The sequence below is a fragment of the Bacillus cereus group sp. MG1 genome (assembly GCF_040460035.1).
Taxonomy (GTDB): Bacteria; Bacillota; Bacilli; order Bacillales; family Bacillaceae_G; genus Bacillus_A; species Bacillus_A cereus.
The window spans coordinates 5,273,183-5,293,120 of record NZ_JARVGY010000001.1 but is presented as its reverse complement, the minus strand read 5'-3'; the positions used below and the strand labels follow the sequence as shown (position 1 = coordinate 5,293,120).

Below are 19,938 nucleotides of genomic sequence, written 5' to 3'. Positions count from 1 at the left end.
TGTCGTGGACCTTTTGAGAATGAAATAAATATGAAAAAATGATTGCAGGGGGTAAGGAATTGTTTAAGGATTTTAAAGTTGTTAAAGATCGTCCCGTTTATATTCAATTGAAAGATTATTTGAAGAAGATGATTATGAAAGGGCATTTGCTCGGGGATCAAAAAATCCCATCAACAAGGGAACTAAGTGAATTACTAAGTGTGAGTAGAAACACTGTACTCGCTGCTTATGCAGATTTAGAACAAGAAGGACTCATTTATGCAGTTAAAGGAAAAGGGAACTTTGTTGCGAAGGTGGATATATCTAACACTTCGTCTGTTGAAATAGATTGGAAAAATAAACTTAATACAGTGACCGCATTAGCGGATGAATTAGATTTAATGAAACATGGTGTTCGTTGGGAAAAGGGAATGATTGTCTTTAATAGTATAGCCCCGGATGAGAAGCTATTTGATGTTGAAAATTTCAAAAGAGCTTTTCTTACTCGTATGTCCATTGAAGGAGACATCGTATTGAACTACGGATATGCAAAGGGATATAGACCGTTAATGAATTATTTACTTCATTACATGGAAATGAAAGGTGTAGACATTTCGAATAAAGATATTCTAATTACAAATGGATTTACAGAAGGATTGGATATTGTACTCTCTTCTTTATCAAAAAAATCTGGTCGTGTCATTTGTGAGAATCCAACTCACCACGCTGCACTAAAGCTGTTCCGTTTACATGGACTTGAAGTTCATGGGATTGATATGAATGAGGATGGTATTGATACGAATAAAGTTGAAAAAAGCTTGCGTGAAAAAGATTTTGATTTTGCTTATTTAATTCCTTCTTATCATAATCCAACCGGTATTGTTACGAGTTCAGAGAAAAGAACGGAATTGATGAGGTTATTCTCAAAATACAACGTTCCTATTATAGAGGACGGATTTAATGAAGAATTACGTTATTCAGGTTCACATTTAGCTCCATTATTAACTTTTGCGGGAGCTGGCAATAATGTCATTTATATTAGTAGCTTTTCAAAGGTACTTTTCCCTGGTTTACGTGTAGGCTGGATTATTGCAGATAAAGAGCTGATTCATTATTTAGAAAGCGTAAAAAGAGCAAGAACGATTCACACATCTACGCTAGATCAAGCTGTTCTGTTTCAATATTTACATGAGGGATATTTTGAGAAATATTTAAAAAAGGCAAGATCTGTTTATAAGAAAAAATATGAGTTAGCTGTCGGGGCATGTAACCAGTACATTCATTTCAAAAGAATGACTGGAGATGGTGGACTTCATTTATTTATAGAACTAGAAGAGCATATGAATGCCCGCACACTTTTACAAAAGTGTTATGAGAAAGGCGTTACGTTTTCACCTGGAGATGTTTTTTACTCTGATGGAGAAGGAGCGAACACTTTCCGATTAGGGTTTTCGCGCTTGAAAGAAGAAGAAATAGTTCGGGGAATTAAAATAATTGGTGATACATTAAAAAATGAAATTTGGAGTTGAGAAAATGAAAATCGGTGTTATTATGGGCGGGGTATCGTCTGAAAAACAAGTTTCAATTATGACGGGGAATGAAATGATTGCTCATTTAGATAAAAATAAGTATGAAATAGTTCCAATTACATTAAATGAAAAAGTGGATTTAATTGAAAAAGCGAAAGACATTGACTTTGCGTTGCTCGCGTTACACGGAAAATACGGAGAAGATGGGACAGTTCAAGGAACACTGGAGAGTTTAGGGATTCCTTATAGCGGAAGTAATATGTTATCTAGCAGTATATGTATGGATAAAAATATTTCGAAAAAGATTTTACGTTATGAAGGTGTAGAAACACCAGATTGGATTGAACTTACAAAAATGGAGGATCTAAATCTTGATGAGTTAGATAAGTTAGGATTTCCATTAGTAGTAAAACCAAACTCTGGCGGATCGAGTGTCGGAGTGAAAATCGTTTATAATAAAAATGAATTGATCTCAATGCTAGAAACTGTATTCGAATGGGATTCTGAAGTAGTAATTGAGAAGTATATAAAAGGTGATGAAATTACATGTTCAATTCTGGATGGAAAACAGTTACCTATAGTTTCAATTCGACATGCAGCCGAGTTCTTTGACTACAATGCAAAATATGATGATACTAGTACAGTTGAGGAAGTCATCGAACTTCCAGCAGAAATTAATGAACGTGTAAATAAAGCGTCACTTGCTTGTTATAAAGCATTAAAATGTAGTGTTTATGCAAGAGTTGACATGATGGTGAAGGACGGAATTCCATATGTAATGGAAATTAATACATTACCAGGGATGACACAATCAAGTTTATTGCCAAAAAGTGCAGAAGCGGCGGGAATTAGTTATAGCGAACTATTAGATATGATTATTGAAACATCATTAAAAGTTAGAAAAGAAGAAGGGTTTTAAGGGAATTATATAACTAATTTTTTGACAGTTTCACGAAGTATGCTATGATGAATACATTATAAAAACAAAATATTTATCCACTAGGGGGGCCTTTTATAGGCTGAGATCAAATGTGATTTTGAGACTCTTAGTACCTGATCTGGTTAATGCCAGCGTAGGGAAGTGGGAAAGACGTTGCTATTTAATGAGTAAATAAATACTGTCGATTTCACTTTCTTTACGCCTGTAAAGAAAGTTTTTTTATTTTACAGCTTTAATAATTGTGGATAAATACTTATATTTTATACATTATTGGAGGGATTTAAATGACTTTTTCACAATCGTTACGTAAAGAAGTAGATTCAATTTGGGAAGCGAGTTTTAACCATCCTTTTGTAAAAAAACTTGGTGAAGGAACGTTAGATTTAGCTAGTTTTCGTTATTATGTGCTTCAAGATTCATATTATTTGAGCCATTTTGCTAGAGTACAAACTTTAGGAGCTGCGAAAGCTCTTGAATTAGAGACGACAGCTCGTATGGCACATCATGCTCAAAATACATATGAGGCAGAGTTATCTTTACATGAGAATTTTGCGAAGAAATTAGGGATAACAAAAGAAGAAAAAGATAATTTTATTCCTGCGCCAACTGCATATGCGTATACTTCACATATGTATCGTGCTGGGTATGAAGGGCATTTAGGAGATATCATTGCAGCAATTTTACCTTGCTATTGGTTGTATTATGAAATTGGCGAACGCTTAAAAGAGTGCCAGCCGGAAGAGCCAATTTATAACGAATGGATTTCTGCTTATGGATCTGATTGGTTCCGTACGCTAGTTGAAGAACAAATTACACGTTTAGATACTATCGCTGAAAAAGTAACAGAGGCAGATCGCAAACGTATGAAACAGCATTTTATTATTAGCAGTCAATATGAATATTCATTTTGGGAAATGGCTTATACATTAGAAAAGTGGCCAGTGGATACAGACGTAAAAGACGTAATTGGATAAAGAATAGAAGTAATGTTATAGCTAGGTATGGATCATACCTAGCTATATATTTTTTCTTGTCAAATTTGCGTAAAGTCATTAGTGCTACGGAAATGGCGAAATAGAATATCGATAATTTAGCTCATTTACTTGTCTACGCATTAACTGGATAAACTTCTGTCACATTTATTTTACAATCAAAGAACGTAAATGTTGGTGGTATGAAGTTAAATAAGAAAAGAAACCCGAGCTGTTAGCTGTAACGGAGTTGTTTTTTCTTTGCAGGAATTTCTAAATTATCATGGAGTGTTGTTAATACGATATGCAAATATGCATATCGTATTTTTTTGAGTTCTTTATGTGTTAAAATTAGATATAGAGATATGGAAATATAAAGAAGCAAAAGCAGGAATAACCAATGAATTTTGAGAGGTGTTATATGTTTACAAATAAGAAATTAATTCGATTTGGTTTATCGTTGTTTGTATTTTTAGGGATAATTAATTTTACAATCAGCTATTTCCAAACATATCTTGAAACAGCAGCAGATATTAAATGGGTAATTCCAGAAATTTGGAAAACTATTTTGCTAGATGTTCCTCAAGGGATACTTGTTCTTTTAGGCGCAATTGCTTTATATGATTTCACAAAAGAGGCATCAAAAAAAGACGCATCAATCTAAATGTGTCTTTTTTCAATTAGCAATTTCATATAGAGATTTGCTGGAGAAATAGAATGAAAAGCCCTAATTAGGGCTTTTTTTTGTTGGAATTTCTTAACCGTCATAGAAACCGGTCACTTGGAGGTGTTATAGCGAAAGCCATTTACAGTACAGAAAAATCTAAGCAGCAGACGGAAATATATAGGATATGGCATCATAATTGTTGAGAAATTAATTGAACTTAGTAAGTATGAAGATATGACGCTAGAATTCATATTTTTTAATTTTTATTTATCCCGCTATTTGCCGGGCAGTAAGCCCCCCACCTCAAAATTCAGCGGAAGCAAAGAAGTTAGGTAGGGGATGAACAAAACCCCACTGATTAAAGTTTCACTTTATAAAAATGAGCCCATAGTAAAAATAGGTATATGAACAAGGTGCATCATCTAGTGATAAGTCATACTTTGTTGGTGTACGTATTGAACTTAGTTTATAGCGCTATTTCTACTTAGATGTAACGAACAGGAATATAGGGAAGTATCGATGAGGTTGTATTTTATAAACGGAGGTTATGAAAATGAATCAGTTTCAACAAGAACTACAAGCGTTAAGCCTTAATGATTACCGGTCTGGAAATATTGTCTATTGGGACCAGCAAAACCAATATCCATATTACTATATTGAAGATGCTGCTCGTCGCTGTGGCGGTTGTGGTCGTTGTGGCGGTTGTGGTGGAGGTCGTTGTGGCGGCTTCCGTTGTGGTGGCTTCCGTTGTATTGGTTGCTTCGGTTGTTTTGGTTGCGGAGGCTGTGGCGGTTGTGGCGGCTGTGGTGGTTGCTCTAACTGTTTTGATGGTTTTACTGATACTACCGGTACTATTGTAACGTATGAATATTGATAACATCTATCTTGCTAGTTGCGGGCAGTAACATCCCCAAAAAAATTCAGCGAGAGCAAAGAGAAGTTAGGTGGCGGACTGCCCATAAAAGCCCGATTGGTGAGAGCTGATTAAAGTTTCACTTTATCAATTAAAAAACATTAGTTATATGTACGTGCCGACAAAGAATATAGCCATTATTAATGGATATATTCAATCATTCAAGTGAAAGAGTAACAATAAGATATATAGATGTAATCAAGATGTGATGGATAAAGCAATGACTAGATTTAAAATCTAATCATTGTTTTTTTCTTATGGTTTTATCATTAAATATCTGTCTAGTTTGGGCATTGATTCCTTCTAGCTAATGATTTTATTACAACCGTGTAAGGTTAATGTAATGTTAATCGATAGTAAAATAAGTTGCTTAAGTGTATTTTAAATAAGATTAAAAAGTACTGTTTATCTACAAAATAATAGGGTAAATACTATGTAATTAGGAAGTGTATGAATATGGTTGAACTAAAATCTATTTTCCATTCGTATAAACTAAAGAGAAAAATAGCTAAAGATTTATACGGAAAAAGAGATGAATTATCACTGTTATTAAATGAATTTAATAATATGAAATGTACAGTAACATCTGAAAAGAAGAAAAATAATATATTATCTCGTTTGCAACTAATTTATCAAAATATGAAATCGGATAAGCAGTACCCTCTAGCAGTTGCTTTTGATAGTAAATTATTGGAGCGATTAGAAAAAGAATCTGTACATACTATTGAGGATGGTGTAACATGTCTACATTTAATGTTAGATATGAATTATGAGAAGATAAAACAATATGGTTCGGGTACAAGTAGGTCATTCGTTCCATTATCGCAGTCTTCTATTTGTCTTGCTGATTGTATTTGTTTAACAGGATTTGTAGTAGGTTTACTAGGAACAATTTCATTTGGAGGATTACTGTTATCTATATGTTCAATTACATAACGCTTAATATTTGTAAAGAGAGCGCCGATTTAAGGTGTTCTTTTTTAGTTTTTTGTAAATTTTTTGTAAATGATAAGTACAATACATTATATAAATTGTATAATTTAAATGTATTAAAATATAAATATAATGAGGTGCTGTATATGATAATTACTTTTAATTGTTAAAAGAGTCGATTTGATAATGTTTTATTCAGATAAATAGTTTTTACTTTTCTTTTAAATACTTGATTTAAATGGATTAGATTAAGTAACTATTGTTCTAGCTTTTTGATAATCAAGACAACTGAAGAAAGGAAGGAATCATTTTATGAAAAAATTAAGGCTGCTAACATTTGAAAATATAGTAGAACCCCTTTTAAATGAAAAGGTATCATTTATATACTTTCCTATTGAATGGCTGGACATCGTAGAGATACATGTGCGCCCATAAGGGCCTTGTAAACTCTGATTTAGTAAATCAGCGGGTGAAGTGAAACAAGATAACAACCCGACACCGGTAGCCTTATCCGTAATCGAAAGTGAGCGGGGAGTGTAGCATGGCTGCAACGGGATAAGTCACTCTAATGTCATGAGTGCGACTGAATTTCTAGGTGTACCGTGGTAAACAAGGTTGAATGCTAAACTGCGTGAAGGATAAATCAAGGGGTCTTATCGACGACCATATCGAAATAGACATTGAAACGATATGTCTCTAGTTCAGCTCATCTATTTTTTGTGGAGAGAGGTGTGTTTCACACTAGAGAACCAACTAAAGTACATTAGTAAAGATTGAAAGTCCCAACCGACATTACTACAAACTATTTACAAGGTACTAAATGGGGATTACCTAAGTGGAAGCGCCATTTATGGCTATAGAGGATGATTTCAAGGTAAAAACCAAGAAATGTGGCTCTTGAATATTCCATATGGTAACGGAGCCTTCGTAGTAGTCAGAGATAGGGAAAGCCTATCACACTAACGTATGACAAATTACGTTAGGTCATGGTTGTGAAATCAGGATGGCGAAGGAAGGTAGTCAATTAGTTCATGATGATAATAAACAGGAAGGAAGCGAGATGCTGATGAGAAATCCAGTTTATGTATTGAACACCTTGTCGAAGAATACTATTAAAGAAAACTATAAGTTCAAAAGATTATATAGAAATCTTTATAATCCAGAATTCTACTATAAAGGTTATCAAGAAATATATGCCAATCCAGGTAATATGACCAGAGGAACCATAAGTAAAACTGTTGATGGCTTCTCAAAAAATAGAGTATCTAAAATCATCAACAACATTAAAAATGGTAACTATAAACCTACTCCTGTTAAGCGAGTATATATTGATAAAAAAGGGAGTAAGAAAAAACGTCCTCTTGGGGTACCGACATTTGACGATAAACTTGTCCAATTAGTAATAAAGTATATCTTAGAAGCAATTTATGAACCAAACTTCTCTGAGAACTCACATGGATTCAGGAAAAATAGGGGTTGTCATACAGCTTTGAAACAAATTAAAAAGAGTGGTAATGGAACTAAATGGTTTATTGAAGGTGATATTCAAGGTTTCTTTGACAATATCGACCACCATATCCTAATTAACCTACTAAGAAAACGTATCAATGACGAAACACTCATCGGATTAATATGGAAGTTCCTAAGAGCTGGGTACATGGAGGATTGGCAATTCCACAAAACATTCAGTGGAACACCACAAGGAGGGATTCTCAGTCCTCTTCTTGCCAACATATATCTAAACGAACTAGATATATACATGGAAAAATACGCTGAAAAGTTCGGAAAAGGTCAACCAAAAGACAGAGAAGTTGATAAAAGATATCAATACTTACACCTCAAAATAAAAAGAGGGCGTAAGAAAGCAGACTTACTAAGAGAACAAGGTAAACACAATGAAGCTCAGGAATTAATCGAGCAAGTCAACGAATGGGTTAAGGAAAGGGGACAACGTCCCTACTACAATCCAATGTCGGATAAATTTAAGTCACTAAAATATGTTAGATATGCTGATGACTTTATTGTAATGATAATCGGCAGTAAAGATGATGCCAAAGCCATTAAATCTGATATAGCTCAATTTCTCAATGAAGAATTAAAATTAACTTTATCAGAAGAAAAAACACTTATCACCCACTCTAGCAAGAAAGCAACATTTCTTGGGTACAACGTCAATATCACTAGAAACGAGTTATTTACCAAATACTCGGTGAAAGGTGCAAAAAGAAGACATCACAATCTAAAAGTAAGACTTGAAATCCCCCATGAAACATGGCGAAATAAATTACTTGCCCTGAATGTTTTAGAAATGAAGTATGTGAATGGGAAAGAAACTTGGAAACCAAAGCATAGACCGGAAATGGCACACCTAGATGATTTGGAAATACTACATAATTATGTATTACAGATCAGAGGGATGTACAACTACTACAAATATGCAGTTAATTCAACGGTACTCCAAAAATTCAGTTACGTTCTAGAATACAGCATGTATAAAACATTCGCCAATAAATATAAAAGCTCAATCGGAAAAATTAAGGGGAAATATTGCAAAAACGGTGTATTCATAGTCAATTACAAAGATAAAAAAGGCAAACAACACTCTCATTCTTTCTACAGGGAAGGATTTAGAACGGTTGATATAACTAAGATGAAAACACAAGAAAATAACATCGACAACTTGTTAGCCTCAAGAGTTCATATGTCAACAACTAGTCTTATGGATAGGTTGTCAGCCAACAAATGTGAACATTGTGGTAAAACCGATTCTAACTTAGTAATGCACCATGTCCGAAAAATGAAAGATGTTGAGAAAGGCAAAGCCAAATGGCAAAAATTAATGATTGCCCGTAGACGCAAAACATTAGCCGTATGTGAGGATTGCCATAATGAAATTCACTATGATATGAGAGTAGAACTTATAGCGAAAAACAGAAAAAAATAACTTTGACAAGCAATTGATGGAGAGCCGTATACTCTGAGAGGAGTACGTACGGTTCGGTGAGGGGTTTTGAGAAACCTATCATAGCAATATGACAAGGCGCTCGCTTCCTACTCTACTATAAGACATTTTTATTAACGAGTAAGTTGAAACGTTTGAATGAAAGATTGTATGATATGTTTTCAGATATATTGTTTATTCAGCATAATCCGTACGTATTAAATGAAAATACACCATGGATTGTATCAAAAGAACCTATTAAACAAGAGCAGCTCGATTATATTTTTCAAAGTTGGTATGAGATTATTCATGATTGGAAGCCAAATAGATTAGTAGAACCACCAAAATATGAATGGCAATCCGATTTGATTTCTAATTTGCCAGTACTACATGATAATGAAACGTATTCTAAGTGGATACCCGCTTTAATCTCACATATTTTTTGTGAGCGTCCTATATATTTAGAAAATACAAATGAAGAAGAATTCTATTTTTCTCCTCTGAGATCACAAAATATTTGTGAGGCGATGTCAGAGCCGATAAAAGATGAAAAAACACAAGATTTTTTCTCCTATGTATATCGATTTCAATGCATAACCCGCGGTGGTGAGAACGCTCCATTATTAAATATTTCAATAGGGATTCGGAGATTTTATCAAGAATATAATCATCCAGATATTCCTTTACTTTTAAGACGGAAACGAGGCATGATATTGATTTCTACCTCAGAGTTTGCGTCAAATAATAAAAAAATACGGTTTGTAAAACTAAAAATACAACAAGCTACAACCGGTATGAAATGGATTAAAATATTTAGAAATTTAAAAGATGATTTTCAAATAGGGGGAGAGGTGGATTTAGACCATATTCTCCAATATCCGAAAGATTATATTGTAGGGGAAAATAAAAGGGTGTTATTTCCATACAATGAGAGAATTTATAAAGTTCAAGGTACTAAAATAGAACCGGGTATAAAAGTAAAGGAAAGAGAGTATTTATTTAAAGAATTTCAGCGTAAATTCTCTTATTTCACAATACTTCCAGAATGTAAAAAGGTAGCAACAAATAACAAAAATGAATTATTTCCTTTATTTGCACCAAAAGGATTAGAGACATTAACATTAGAGGTTTGGTCTGAAAATATAGTGCTGGAAATAGAACAAGCATTACTTGATAGTGAAATTATTTTGACTAAAGTTGGTGAAAATACTTACGTATTGAATACAGATTTTCCAGTGTTATTAAAGGTTGTGAGATACAATATTGAAAAGGTGTTACAAAATCCATATAAAATGCAATATTGCCAAAAATATAAAACAAATCTTGTAGATGATGTTACGAAAGCTGTCTATGCTACCGCGGGCGAGCGCAGTGATGCGACATTAGCATTAATCGCATTGAAAAATTGTGATGGACGAGAAAAAATTGATCCAAAACAAATCATTAGAGAGGGATTTGCACGAGCAAACCGTATTTCAACATTTATTAATTTATTTATAGGCCAAAGTGTATCGCGTAAAACAATTGTAAATAGTGTTTTTAGTTTATTAGAGCAAAAAGGATTTTTGAAGCGTAGTTGGAATAAGATAAATTTACCTTGTATATATGTTAATTTATCAATTGAACGAATATCGAAATTTGATTTCTTACCTATTCTTTCAAAAATAAAAGGAAAAGAAATTTTATATAAATTATATGGGAATACAGAATGGCAAACGATTGATTACGTATTATTAAATATAAATAAACATAATGCATTTTTACCACAACCATCAAAGAGAAATGATATGGGAGCTCTTTTTAAACAATATGTTTCCGAAACATTAATGGAAATTGTACAATATGCAAAAGAACAAAATGAACAAGTTTACTTCATTGTAGATGCAAATTTGAGAAGGTATTGGATAAAAAAGTTACAAAATAAAGAAATTAATACAGATATTTTACCTGATATTGTTCCAGAGGTGTTAAAGGTTCCAAATTTAAATATTATTAGAATAAATACAGGTTTTGATGTACCAAGTTACGGTGTAATAGAATGTGATGATGCTCTAGATAGCATTGGCTTATATGCAGATCAAAAAGGGATGTATTATAGCACTGGTGAATATTCACTTAATTGTAGTGGGATTTTTCAGCGATATATACTTGAAATTCTACCATTAGGTGTAAAACCTGTAGAAAGGGATTATATCGCTAAAATGATACATTACATGTGCTGTAATTCTAGTATGCTTTCGAAAAAGAATGTACACATGACATATTCCATGCATATGGAAAAGGTAATAAAGAGTTATATTACTGACATAGATGCAAGAGAGTTTAAAGAATTTGATGATGAATTGGATGTAGATGTAGTAAAAGTAGAAAAGAAAGATTCAATTATTCTACTTTAAATACTAGTAAACAAATCCTGCTCGTTATATCGATCAGGATTTGTCATTTTTTCATGTAAATAAGGATATCCTTTGTCAAGTATCTTTTCGTTTACATATTTACTTTATGTGCAGACAGGATTAATATGTTTTTTAGAAATACAAAAACTATTTCATATGGAAAAACGATTTTTATTAATTGAAAAAATTTGAAAGGAATGGGGAATTGTGAAGAAATTAGATGTGCTCTTAATGCTACTGAGCGGCCTCTTTCCAATTGCAGGACTTACAAAGCAAATCCCTCTAGAACAATCTATATATATTGGAGGGCTTTTATTTTTTACTAGTTTCGGTAGTTATTTTGCTAAAAAGATGTATTCACGTATATGCAGTTGGATAGCGTATGCGCCATTTATAACATTACTGTTAGTTATTTGGCATCAAGATATTTCAACAAGCTCAATCATAGCAAATGCGAAAATTGCTGCATGTGTCGCGTTAATTCCATGTTTATTCCGTTTTCGTACATATGGACTTACTTTGGGCTTATTCTCATTATGGGCCGCTTTACTATGGGATATAAAAGAAGTACAGTCGTTAGTCATACTTGAACGCATAACGAGTTTAATGACAAGCCATTATGTATATATATTACTATTAATTGGAGGACTTGTAATAGGAGGATTACTTGCGATGTTCATTCACCGCAAAGAGAAAGATAATAATAAAGAAAATATAAATCTACTTGGACCAAAAAAGAAACGCAAAAGATTATCATTTAAGATTCGTCTTCCAAGATTACCGAAATTAAAGATGAAACTATTTAAGTTTGGTGGGAAAGAATCTAAAAGTAAAATGCCAGAAAAAATCCATGAATATAAGTACGAAGAACCAGTTGCAACGTATGAAATGACAGAGAAAATAGATCCATACAAAGAAAATGCAGTTCAAGGTCAAACAAGGATGGAACGCCGAAGAAATAGGTATAATGCATAATGAAGTTTAATAACCCCGTAATGACTTATCTTAATATTGATAAATCATTACGGTTTTTTTATGTAATAAAATGAAGGTTGCTATTGCGGAGGGGAATAGCATATTTTATAGATAGGAACTAAAATAAGGGGAGGATAAAATGCTTATCATTACATATATATCTGCTTGCATATTATTCTTAGTTAGCTTTTTACATGTATATTGGGCTTTCGGAGGTAATTGGGGGACAAATAGTGTTATTCCAACTAAATCAGGGGAAAAGGCGTTTACACCTCGCGCCCGAATGACATTGTTCATTGCATTATTATTAAGTATGGCAGCAATAATTTTGTTGCAACAAGCAAATATTGTTCATTTTGCAGTTCCTAATGTTATTATTCAAGTCGGTTCCTGGATTTGTATGATTGTCTTTTCTATTAGAGTGATTGGTGAGTTTAACTATTTTGGTATCTTTAAACGACAAAAAGATACGCACTTTGCAAGAATGGATACCGGTTTATATATTCCACTTTGTGCATTTTTATCTTTATCTTTCCTATTAGCGATAATTTTGTGAGTGAATAATAGTAGTTTCTTTTCTCAACATATATGTAAACGTGAGAAATCTAAGAGTAAATAAAAAGGATGTAAGCGCCTTCTTGTCGAAATGTAAATTATTATGAAAGGCGGTGACACTATGAAGTATGTAAAAGTTAGTATGAATGGTGGAAGTGAACATAAATTCTCAATGACTTTAGATCGGTTTAAAGAACTTATTACTACAGAGAATGGGATATTAGAAAATAAATTAGTATGTATTGAAAATGTAATGATTAATCCTACTAATATATCTTCTGTAGTTGAAAAAATTGGTGTACCGGCTAAGTTTATGGAAGCTTAAAATGTTAGATAAAAAACATCCATTAGGGATGTTTTTTAATTTATAAATATGATAATCGTACAGTAAATATTTGAGTAGATTTTATAGCAATGACTATGCATATATTAAGTACCTGAACATGGTTCTTAATACATGCACGAAATAATAAGTACAAGCATATATTATATAGTAGGACAAGATCTTCGTGTCCTACTTAATACTCAGAAAAAACCTCTAATCACATAAGAGCATCCAATTGCAGGGTGCTCTTATTTTTTATGAAAATCTACTACGAGTCTTATTTTATAGTAGGATGCAATAATAAAGGGCTATTTTGAAATAGTGTTCTTTAGTCTTTAATGTTAAATTTATCTTTAACGTTAATAAATATTAAAAATAATATGATAGCAGAAATTAAGTTAGATAAGTAGAAATTTTGATGAAACAGTAGTTCGAAGATGACATAGAAAGTAACGAATAAGGCAATAGCAGGTAGTATGCAAATAAATATAAATCTCCAATTTTTTAAGTAATGTTTATAATTAGTAAGTACTTTCTCCATAAATATAGCTCCTATATTTTTGTTTTTATATAATTATACATTTAGATACAGAGATTTTCAAAGTAAAATATTTAGCAATTCAAAAATATAAGGAGAGCTTTTGTTGAAAATCCAGATTGCTGTAGCAATCTGGATTTGACTTTAAAGAACTATACTAAAATGATACACTATAATCTACGTTATTTTTGAAATGAATAGAGGGATTTGTGTGATAGATAAAATTAAAAATGCTGTAGAGGATATGTACGAAGATGAGGCTAAAGATTTACTTCAAAGTATTCTCATACAGTTAAACTTATTAGAAGAAAACTATAGTGAAGATACAATTAAAAATTTGATGGATATTCCGAAACAATTAACGAGTAATCCTACTTATAAAGGGAATGTAAAAGAAAGTACGCACGTACATATTGCTTTTGATGATTCAACGGCTGGTTGCTTAAAATATATGTTAAGTCAAGAAGAATTATTTGAAGAGAGTGTTGTTGCTTTTTCGGAATTCTTTTCAATTGGACCGATATATAGGTTGCATACGAATGAGGGGCAACTAGTAAGACAGAAGTGGTTAATAAATAACTTAACTGCTTATGATAGTTATTTTGAAGAAGAATATTTATCAAGATTTATAGCAACTATAGAAGAACTACATACTATTCCTGTTGAAACGCCTATTACAATTTGGAAGGCTGATAATGCACATGAACATGTAGGCCTAAGTTTTGTAATGGCACAATTAAAGGATAAGAAAAACATTCGAGTTATTAATACGTCTGAAGCAAGTAGAGAAATATTAAAACAAGAGTATGATATTCGTGGAACGGGAGAATTACCACCTGAAAGTTTAGCTCTATTCCAAAAAAGTTTTATAAAGCTACCTTATTTAACTGAAGAGAAGCGCATGAAGTTTGAAAATGAGTGGGATAGATTATCGGAAAGCATAGAATGTTTAAGAGTTTGGAAAGAAAATGAAGTGCATTCTGTACAGGAAGATTATTTTGATCAATTTATAATTGAATGCGCGAAAAGTGTGGGTGCTGATCGAGAGTTCCTTAAAGCTCCTAGAGTAATTGGTGAAGCACTTGGTCTTGTTGAACAGTTAGTTGGAGATACTTTCTTAGAATATCGCTTGAAACAATTAATTAAACAAGAAGTATTTGAATTTGAAGGTTCGTTAGATGAAATGCGTTTTTATAGTGTGAAGTTAAGGAAATAATAAACACATTCTATTTTTGAAAGGCTCGTATTTTTAATAATACGAGCTTTTTAAGTTGAATTTGGGCTATACATAAGCTTCCCAGAGAGGGCATATCACATATGAATGGTAAAGGTAATGAATGAAAAGAAGGTGATTTGTTAATATGTATAACCAACAAAATTATCCATATGATCAAGCGATGTATTATAATCCACATGACTACGGGTATGAACCTACAAATGAAGTGAGAGATATTGAACAAGAAGATTACAGACCAGATGATGCAGAAGATGCTCCAACGTCACCACCTCCGTCACAAGCGCCGTCGTTACCGTCTACATTTGCTTCTCCAGCACAACCAGGTAATATGAAATCATGGATGTGTAACTGTCTAGGAAGATGGGGCTATTTACGCTTACATCGTCCTGGTCCTTTCGGAAGAGATTTATGGTTCTTCCCGACTGAAGTGAGAAGAAATGGAGTGTCAGGTTACACGTGGCAAGGTGGTCGTCGTCGTAAAGTAAGTTATCGCTATCAACAAATTAGTAATTTTATGTGCTTCGCATAAAGAGAAGTGGGAGAGTGAAACGATTTTACTCTCTCACTTTTTTATTTTTCAATATACGAAGTAAGATTTTGATTAAAAATTTACAATTTTCACGTTTTTATTAGAGTATAATGCATATGTTGGGTTGATTTTCAAAAACAAATGAGAGTGAGGGAATACAATGTCAATGAAAAACAAAGTTGGGTTAAGCATAGAGGATGGCATTAATTTAGCTTCAGCTCAGTTTAAAGAAGATGCGTATGAAATTTATAAAGAATCGCGAAAAAAACAACCTATATTATTTGTAAACCAAGTTGAAATCGGTAAAGAATGGCTCATTACTAGATATGAAGATGCTCTGCCACTTTTAAAAGATAATCGTTTAAAAAAAGATTGGACAAATGTGTTTTCTCAAGATATAAAGAACATGTATCTTTCCGTTGATAATAGTGACCACTTAACAACACATATGCTAAATTCAGATCCACCTAACCACAGTCGTTTACGATCTTTAGTTCAAAAAGCTTTTACACCGAAGATGATTGCACAATTAGACAAAAGAATTGAGAAAATAGCAGATGATTTGATAAGTGATATAGAGCGAAAAGGTACATTAAATCTTGTGGATGATTATTCATTTCCATTACCGATTATTGTAATAAGTGAGATGCTCGGTATTCCAAAAGAAGATCAAGCGAAATTTAGAATTTGGTCTCATGCTGTTATTGCATCACCAGAAACACCTGAAGAAATAAAAGAGACCGAAAAACAACTATCTGAGTTTATTACATATCTTCAATATTTAGTTGATATTAAACGAAAAGAGCCAAAAGAAGACTTAGTGAGTGCTTTAATACTTGCAGAGAGTGAAGGGCATAAACTTAGCGCTCGGGAACTATATTCAATGATAATGCTATTAATTGTAGCAGGACACGAGACGACAGTGAATTTAATTACAAATACGGTATTAGCACTTCTTGAAAATCCAAATCAATTACAGTTATTAAAAGATAATCCAAAACTAATTGATTCGGCTATTGAGGAAGGATTGCGTTATTATTCTCCAGTTGAGGTTACAACTGCAAGATGGGCAGCGGAACCTTTTCAAATTCACGACCGAACAATCGAAAAAGGAGATATGGTTGTCATTGCCTTAGCTTCTGCAAATCGTGATGAAACTGTATTTGAAAACCCAGAAGTATTCGATATTACTCGGGAAAATAATCGTCATATTGCCTTTGGTCATGGTAGCCATTTCTGTTTAGGCGCTCCACTTGCGAGGTTAGAAGCAAAGATTGCTATTACTACTTTGTTTAATCGAATGCCTGAACTACAAATAAAAGGGAATCGTGAAGAAATTAAATGGCAAGGTAACTATTTAATGCGTTCTTTAGAGGAATTGCCTTTAACTTTCTAGAATAGTTAAAAGGAGACATGCATACATCGAAAATGATTTACATAGAGTATGTATGTGTTATTTAAATTCGAAACGGAAGGGTGAAAACATCCCAATGATCAACTAATTCTATTTGTAAGAGATCTTCGTTAAAAAACGAAATATTCTTCTGAATAGGGTTAGTCTGTACATTTATAGAAAAGGGATGTATTTCGCTCTGCGAATATATAGTCTTTTTATATGATTTGTGCTGCCTCCTGTTCAGAACATGAAATAGGAGGCTTTTTTATGTCGACAAATGTAGTAACGAAACAAAACAATGGGGTATCACAAGTATTAAAAAATCGGTTTGTTCAAGGGATTTTAGCATCAGCATTATTTTTACAAATAGGAATATGGGTTCGAAACTTTGCGGTATTACTATATGTAATGGAAATGACAAAAGGTGATGCTTTTGCTATTTCGATGATTTCAGTTGCTGAATTCGCTCCAATTTTTATTTTTTCATTTATTGGCGGTACTTTTGCTGATAGGTGGAAGCCAAAGAAGACAATGATATGGTGTGAAACGTTAAGTTCCATTTCAGTATTCGCTGTATTAATTACGCTTATGTTTGGAACGTGGAAAATTGTGTTTTTTGTGACACTCATCTCTGCAATCCTTTCACAGTTTTCACAACCATCTGGAATGAAGTTGTTTAAACAACATTTATCAACGGAACAAATTCAATTAGCAATGTCTATATATCAAACGATATTTGCAATATTTATGGTATTAGGACCAATACTAGGGACATTTATCTTTCATAGTTTTGGAATTTATATTTCAATCATCATAACAGGTATTTCGTTTTTACTTGCGGCAGTTGTATTGTTATTCCTTCCGAAAGATCTTGAAAACGACGTAGAAAAGAAGGATATCACTCTGTTGCAGGAGATGAAGGATGGTATTAAGTATGTCAAAAAGAAAAAAGCATTAACTTTGCTAGGGCTTTGTTTTATGGCTGCAGGACTAGGTATAGGATTAATTCAGCCATTAGGTATATTTATTGTGACTGAGCAGTTAGGATTATCAAAAGAGAGTTTACAGTGGCTACTAACAGTAAATGGTGCGGGAATGATTGTTGGCGGAGCATTAGCAATGGTATTTGCGAAAAACGTTGCTCCGCAAAAGATGTTAATTATCGGTATGCTTGGTCAAGCAATTGGTATTGGCATTATAGGATATTCTACAAATTTATGGGTGACACTTACAGCGCAGCTTTTTAGTGGTTTAGCTCTTCCTTGTATCCAAATTGGTATTAATACGCTTATTATTCAAAATAGCGATACCGATTTTATAGGTCGTGTAAATGGTATTTTAAGTCCGCTTTTTACCGGTTCAATGGTAGTAACGATGAGTATAGCTGGCTCATTAAAAGAGATGTTTTCATTAAGTATGATGTATGAAGGGACGGCTTTACTTTTTATAATTGGATTATTGTTTATTTTACCTATATACAATTTAAAGCCAGTAATAGCGGTAGAAAGTGAAATAAGTGGTAAAGGAAGTGCTATACAAAATGAATCCTAATCCAAATGTTAAATACCCTATTGAAGGCAATCAAAACGTTCAATTTATAAAAAATATAATAACAAAACCTAATATACTTGTTGGTGACTATTCTTATTATGATGCGAAAGATGGAGAAACATTTGAAGATCGAGTATTACATCATTATGAATTTCTTGGAGATCGCCTTACTATTGGAAAGTTTTGTTGTATTGCATCTGGAGTTAACTTTATTATGAACGGAGCCAATCATCGGATGGATGGATTTTCGGCATATCCATTTAATATATTTGGAAATGGGTGGGAGAAGTATACACCTAGTTTGTCTGATTTACCTTATAAAGGTGATACAGTTATAGGAAATGACGTTTGGATTGGTATGGATACAACAATTATGCCCGGAATAAAAATAGGGGATGGTGCAATCATTGCAGCTAAATCTGTTGTGACTAGAGACGTCGCACCATATACAATTGTTGGTGGAAACCCTGCAAATAAAATAAAAGAGAGATTTTCAAATGAAATAATTCAAGAATTATTGCAAATTCAATGGTGGCATTTTGATATTGAAAAAATAACTGGAAATATTGATGCTATTGTACGCGGAGATATTGAACCATTAAGAAAGCTAAAAAGGGAATGAAAAATGGATGACAAATAGTATCATACCTCCGAATTTTGTTAATGATAATAGAACAAGGAGGTGTGATACTATGGCACAAGACGTTTTATGTGAAGTAAACAACTGTAAATTTTGGGCGAACGGTAATAAATGTAGTGCAGAGGCAATTTACGTAGTAAGTCATAAAGGTAAACATGCATCTACAACGGAAGAAACAGATTGCAAAACATTTGATCCAGAAGTGTAAATTCTTTAAGGGTAGCCAAATCGTGGTTGCCCTTTTATTAATGATAGTATTGATAATAAATATCATTTTCATTCATTAATTTTAGCTTTTTTTGTTATTTTTTCATATTTTCTTCATAAGTGATGTAATCCAACTCAATTCATGTTCAATTCGTGATTTACTAAATTCAATGACTTCAGTAATAAAGGCTGAGGTAACCTCTAGAGACTGAATAGCGGTAAGTTGACTATGTAGTACGTTTTGACGTACAGTCAAAATCTCTTTTCTAGCTTCATATTCAAGTTTTTCAAATAGCGCGATACGAACAAGAAATTCTGCATTATTTGTCGCAAGTTTTTCGGGAAACTCTCGTAACATTTCAGAAAAAATTTCTTCTCCTGTTTCTGTTATATCGTACATATTTCGGTTTGGTTTTCCAACTTGTTTATGTATTTTTTTCGTTATAGCACCCATATTTTCAAAGCGCCGAAGGGCAGGGTAAAGCATGTTGTGATTTAATTCAAAATTCTCACCTAAACGATTTTGAACATTTTTTTTGATTTCATATCCATGTTTTGGTCCGGTCGTTAATTCTGCTAGTAGTAAAATATCAACGTACATAAAAATCCCCCTTATATATTTCTCAAGTTCTCTAATGAAAAATCCCCTTTAGTATATGTTAAAATAACATATGATAGTTTATACAACTTTGAACTGCCGACCTATCACTTTTATT

At 32.8% G+C, this 19,938-nt stretch carries 18 protein-coding genes, 3 pseudogenes and 1 riboswitch; of the genes and pseudogenes, 19 read left to right on the top strand and 2 right to left on the bottom strand.

Going from position 1 to position 19,938, the window contains the following annotated elements; genetic code table 11:
- The first annotated feature begins 59 nt into the window (after positions 1–59).
- The 13 genes and pseudogenes from pdxR to QCI79_RS27540 all read left to right on the top strand — a co-directional run bounded on the left by pdxR (position 60) and on the right by QCI79_RS27540 (position 13,124).
- Positions 60–1,508, top strand: a complete 1,449-nt coding sequence (gene pdxR / locus QCI79_RS27600) for a MocR-like pyridoxine biosynthesis transcription factor PdxR (RefSeq protein WP_000471614.1) — start codon at positions 60–62, stop codon at positions 1,506–1,508.
- Between the two features lie 4 nt (positions 1,509–1,512).
- Complete coding sequence (locus QCI79_RS27595; RefSeq protein WP_002063153.1) at positions 1,513–2,427, top strand: D-alanine--D-alanine ligase; 915 nt, start codon at positions 1,513–1,515, stop codon at positions 2,425–2,427.
- 72 nt (positions 2,428–2,499) lie between these two features.
- Positions 2,500–2,605, top strand: a riboswitch (TPP riboswitch).
- A 127-nt stretch (positions 2,606–2,732) separates the two neighbouring features.
- A complete protein-coding gene (tenA, locus tag QCI79_RS27590) occupies positions 2,733–3,422 on the top strand; it encodes a thiaminase II (RefSeq protein ID WP_000144519.1) in 690 nt (229 codons plus the stop codon).
- Between the two features lie 397 nt (positions 3,423–3,819).
- Entirely contained in the window at positions 3,820–4,083 is a 264-nt protein-coding gene (locus QCI79_RS27585) for a DUF3937 family protein (protein WP_002101034.1), read from the top strand.
- A 556-nt stretch (positions 4,084–4,639) separates the two neighbouring features.
- Positions 4,640–4,960 (top strand): heterocycloanthracin/sonorensin family bacteriocin, encoded by a 321-nt coding sequence (locus QCI79_RS27580; RefSeq protein ID WP_001071364.1) that lies wholly within the window; start codon positions 4,640–4,642, stop codon positions 4,958–4,960.
- A 145-nt stretch (positions 4,961–5,105) separates the two neighbouring features.
- Positions 5,106–5,240: pseudogene (locus QCI79_RS27575) on the top strand (site-specific integrase); the annotation flags it as partial.
- 209 nt (positions 5,241–5,449) lie between these two features.
- The gene (locus tag QCI79_RS27570) at positions 5,450–5,935 is read left to right on the top strand and encodes a hypothetical protein (RefSeq protein WP_002063155.1); all 486 of its coding nucleotides are present in this window, start codon (positions 5,450–5,452) and stop codon (positions 5,933–5,935) included.
- Positions 5,936–6,244: 309 nt separating this feature from the next.
- Positions 6,245–6,361 (top strand): annotated as a pseudogene (locus QCI79_RS27565) (pPIWI_RE module domain-containing protein); the annotation flags it as partial.
- Between the two features lie 637 nt (positions 6,362–6,998).
- Positions 6,999–8,876: a reverse transcriptase domain-containing protein gene (locus QCI79_RS27560; protein WP_309009745.1), complete on the top strand. Its 1,878-nt coding sequence runs from the start codon at positions 6,999–7,001 to the stop codon at positions 8,874–8,876.
- A gap of 110 nt (positions 8,877–8,986) precedes the next feature.
- Positions 8,987–11,269: pseudogene (locus QCI79_RS27555) on the top strand (RNaseH domain-containing protein); the annotation flags it as partial.
- 207 nt (positions 11,270–11,476) lie between these two features.
- The gene (locus QCI79_RS27550; RefSeq protein WP_000732183.1) at positions 11,477–12,244 is read left to right on the top strand and encodes a DUF3959 family protein; all 768 of its coding nucleotides are present in this window, start codon (positions 11,477–11,479) and stop codon (positions 12,242–12,244) included.
- Between the two features lie 139 nt (positions 12,245–12,383).
- On the top strand, positions 12,384–12,800 hold the full coding sequence (locus QCI79_RS27545; RefSeq protein ID WP_000905575.1) for a DUF3995 domain-containing protein: 417 nt from the start codon (positions 12,384–12,386) through the stop codon (positions 12,798–12,800).
- A 120-nt stretch (positions 12,801–12,920) separates the two neighbouring features.
- Entirely contained in the window at positions 12,921–13,124 is a 204-nt protein-coding gene (locus QCI79_RS27540; RefSeq protein ID WP_000878372.1) for a hypothetical protein, read from the top strand.
- Positions 13,125–13,452: 328 nt separating this feature from the next.
- Here the strand turns inward: QCI79_RS27540 and QCI79_RS27535 are convergent, their stop codons facing one another.
- Positions 13,453–13,665 carry a hypothetical protein gene (locus QCI79_RS27535; RefSeq protein WP_000416827.1) on the bottom strand — a complete coding sequence of 71 codons (213 nt, stop codon included), beginning with the start codon at positions 13,663–13,665 and terminating at the stop codon, positions 13,453–13,455.
- Positions 13,666–13,873: 208 nt separating this feature from the next.
- On the opposite strand from QCI79_RS27535, the gene QCI79_RS27530 reads away from it, so the two are divergent.
- The 6 genes from QCI79_RS27530 to QCI79_RS27505 all read left to right on the top strand — a co-directional run bounded on the left by QCI79_RS27530 (position 13,874) and on the right by QCI79_RS27505 (position 19,223).
- Positions 13,874–14,878 carry a DUF1835 domain-containing protein gene (locus QCI79_RS27530; RefSeq protein WP_000565679.1) on the top strand — a complete coding sequence of 335 codons (1,005 nt, stop codon included), beginning with the start codon at positions 13,874–13,876 and terminating at the stop codon, positions 14,876–14,878.
- 145 nt (positions 14,879–15,023) lie between these two features.
- A complete protein-coding gene (locus QCI79_RS27525; protein ID WP_000282680.1) occupies positions 15,024–15,428 on the top strand; it encodes a hypothetical protein in 405 nt (134 codons plus the stop codon).
- Positions 15,429–15,588: 160 nt separating this feature from the next.
- Positions 15,589–16,824 (top strand): cytochrome P450 family protein, encoded by a 1,236-nt coding sequence (locus tag QCI79_RS27520; RefSeq protein WP_000062125.1) that lies wholly within the window; start codon positions 15,589–15,591, stop codon positions 16,822–16,824.
- A gap of 267 nt (positions 16,825–17,091) precedes the next feature.
- Complete coding sequence (locus QCI79_RS27515) at positions 17,092–18,375, top strand: MFS transporter (RefSeq protein ID WP_000106395.1); 1,284 nt, start codon at positions 17,092–17,094, stop codon at positions 18,373–18,375.
- Positions 18,365–18,997 (top strand): Vat family streptogramin A O-acetyltransferase, encoded by a 633-nt coding sequence (locus QCI79_RS27510; RefSeq protein ID WP_001069249.1) that lies wholly within the window; start codon positions 18,365–18,367, stop codon positions 18,995–18,997. Before QCI79_RS27515 ends, QCI79_RS27510 begins: the two co-directional genes overlap by 11 nt.
- Before the next feature lie 70 nt (positions 18,998–19,067).
- Positions 19,068–19,223 carry a DUF1540 domain-containing protein gene (locus QCI79_RS27505; protein ID WP_000046095.1) on the top strand — a complete coding sequence of 52 codons (156 nt, stop codon included), beginning with the start codon at positions 19,068–19,070 and terminating at the stop codon, positions 19,221–19,223.
- Between the two features lie 102 nt (positions 19,224–19,325).
- Here QCI79_RS27505 and QCI79_RS27500 read toward each other — a convergent pair whose 3' ends face one another.
- Complete coding sequence (locus tag QCI79_RS27500; RefSeq protein ID WP_000289122.1) at positions 19,326–19,823, bottom strand: PadR family transcriptional regulator; 498 nt, start codon at positions 19,821–19,823, stop codon at positions 19,326–19,328.
- Positions 19,824–19,938 lie beyond the last annotated feature (115 nt).

Bases quoted from the DNA above. Each gene is read 5' to 3' on its own strand.
- QCI79_RS27595 (WP_002063153.1), top strand. From the start codon at position 1,513: ATGAAAATCGGTGTTATTATGGGCGGGGTATCGTCTGAAAAACAAGTT.
- tenA (WP_000144519.1), top strand. From the start codon at position 2,733: ATGACTTTTTCACAATCGTTACGTAAAGAAGTAGATTCAATTTGGGAA.
- QCI79_RS27585 (WP_002101034.1), top strand. From the start codon at position 3,820: ATGAATTTTGAGAGGTGTTATATGTTTACAAATAAGAAATTAATTCGA.
- QCI79_RS27580 (WP_001071364.1), top strand. From the start codon at position 4,640: ATGAATCAGTTTCAACAAGAACTACAAGCGTTAAGCCTTAATGATTAC.
- QCI79_RS27570 (WP_002063155.1), top strand. From the start codon at position 5,450: ATGAATATGGTTGAACTAAAATCTATTTTCCATTCGTATAAACTAAAG.
- QCI79_RS27560 (WP_309009745.1), top strand. From the start codon at position 6,999: ATGAGAAATCCAGTTTATGTATTGAACACCTTGTCGAAGAATACTATT.
- QCI79_RS27545 (WP_000905575.1), top strand. From the start codon at position 12,384: ATGCTTATCATTACATATATATCTGCTTGCATATTATTCTTAGTTAGC.
- QCI79_RS27540 (WP_000878372.1), top strand. From the start codon at position 12,921: ATGAAGTATGTAAAAGTTAGTATGAATGGTGGAAGTGAACATAAATTC.
- QCI79_RS27535 (WP_000416827.1), bottom strand. From the start codon at position 13,665: ATGGAGAAAGTACTTACTAATTATAAACATTACTTAAAAAATTGGAGA.
- QCI79_RS27525 (WP_000282680.1), top strand. From the start codon at position 15,024: ATGTATAACCAACAAAATTATCCATATGATCAAGCGATGTATTATAAT.
- QCI79_RS27520 (WP_000062125.1), top strand. From the start codon at position 15,589: ATGTCAATGAAAAACAAAGTTGGGTTAAGCATAGAGGATGGCATTAAT.
- QCI79_RS27515 (WP_000106395.1), top strand. From the start codon at position 17,092: ATGTCGACAAATGTAGTAACGAAACAAAACAATGGGGTATCACAAGTA.
- QCI79_RS27510 (WP_001069249.1), top strand. From the start codon at position 18,365: ATGAATCCTAATCCAAATGTTAAATACCCTATTGAAGGCAATCAAAAC.
- QCI79_RS27505 (WP_000046095.1), top strand. From the start codon at position 19,068: ATGGCACAAGACGTTTTATGTGAAGTAAACAACTGTAAATTTTGGGCG.
- QCI79_RS27500 (WP_000289122.1), bottom strand. From the start codon at position 19,823: ATGTACGTTGATATTTTACTACTAGCAGAATTAACGACCGGACCAAAA.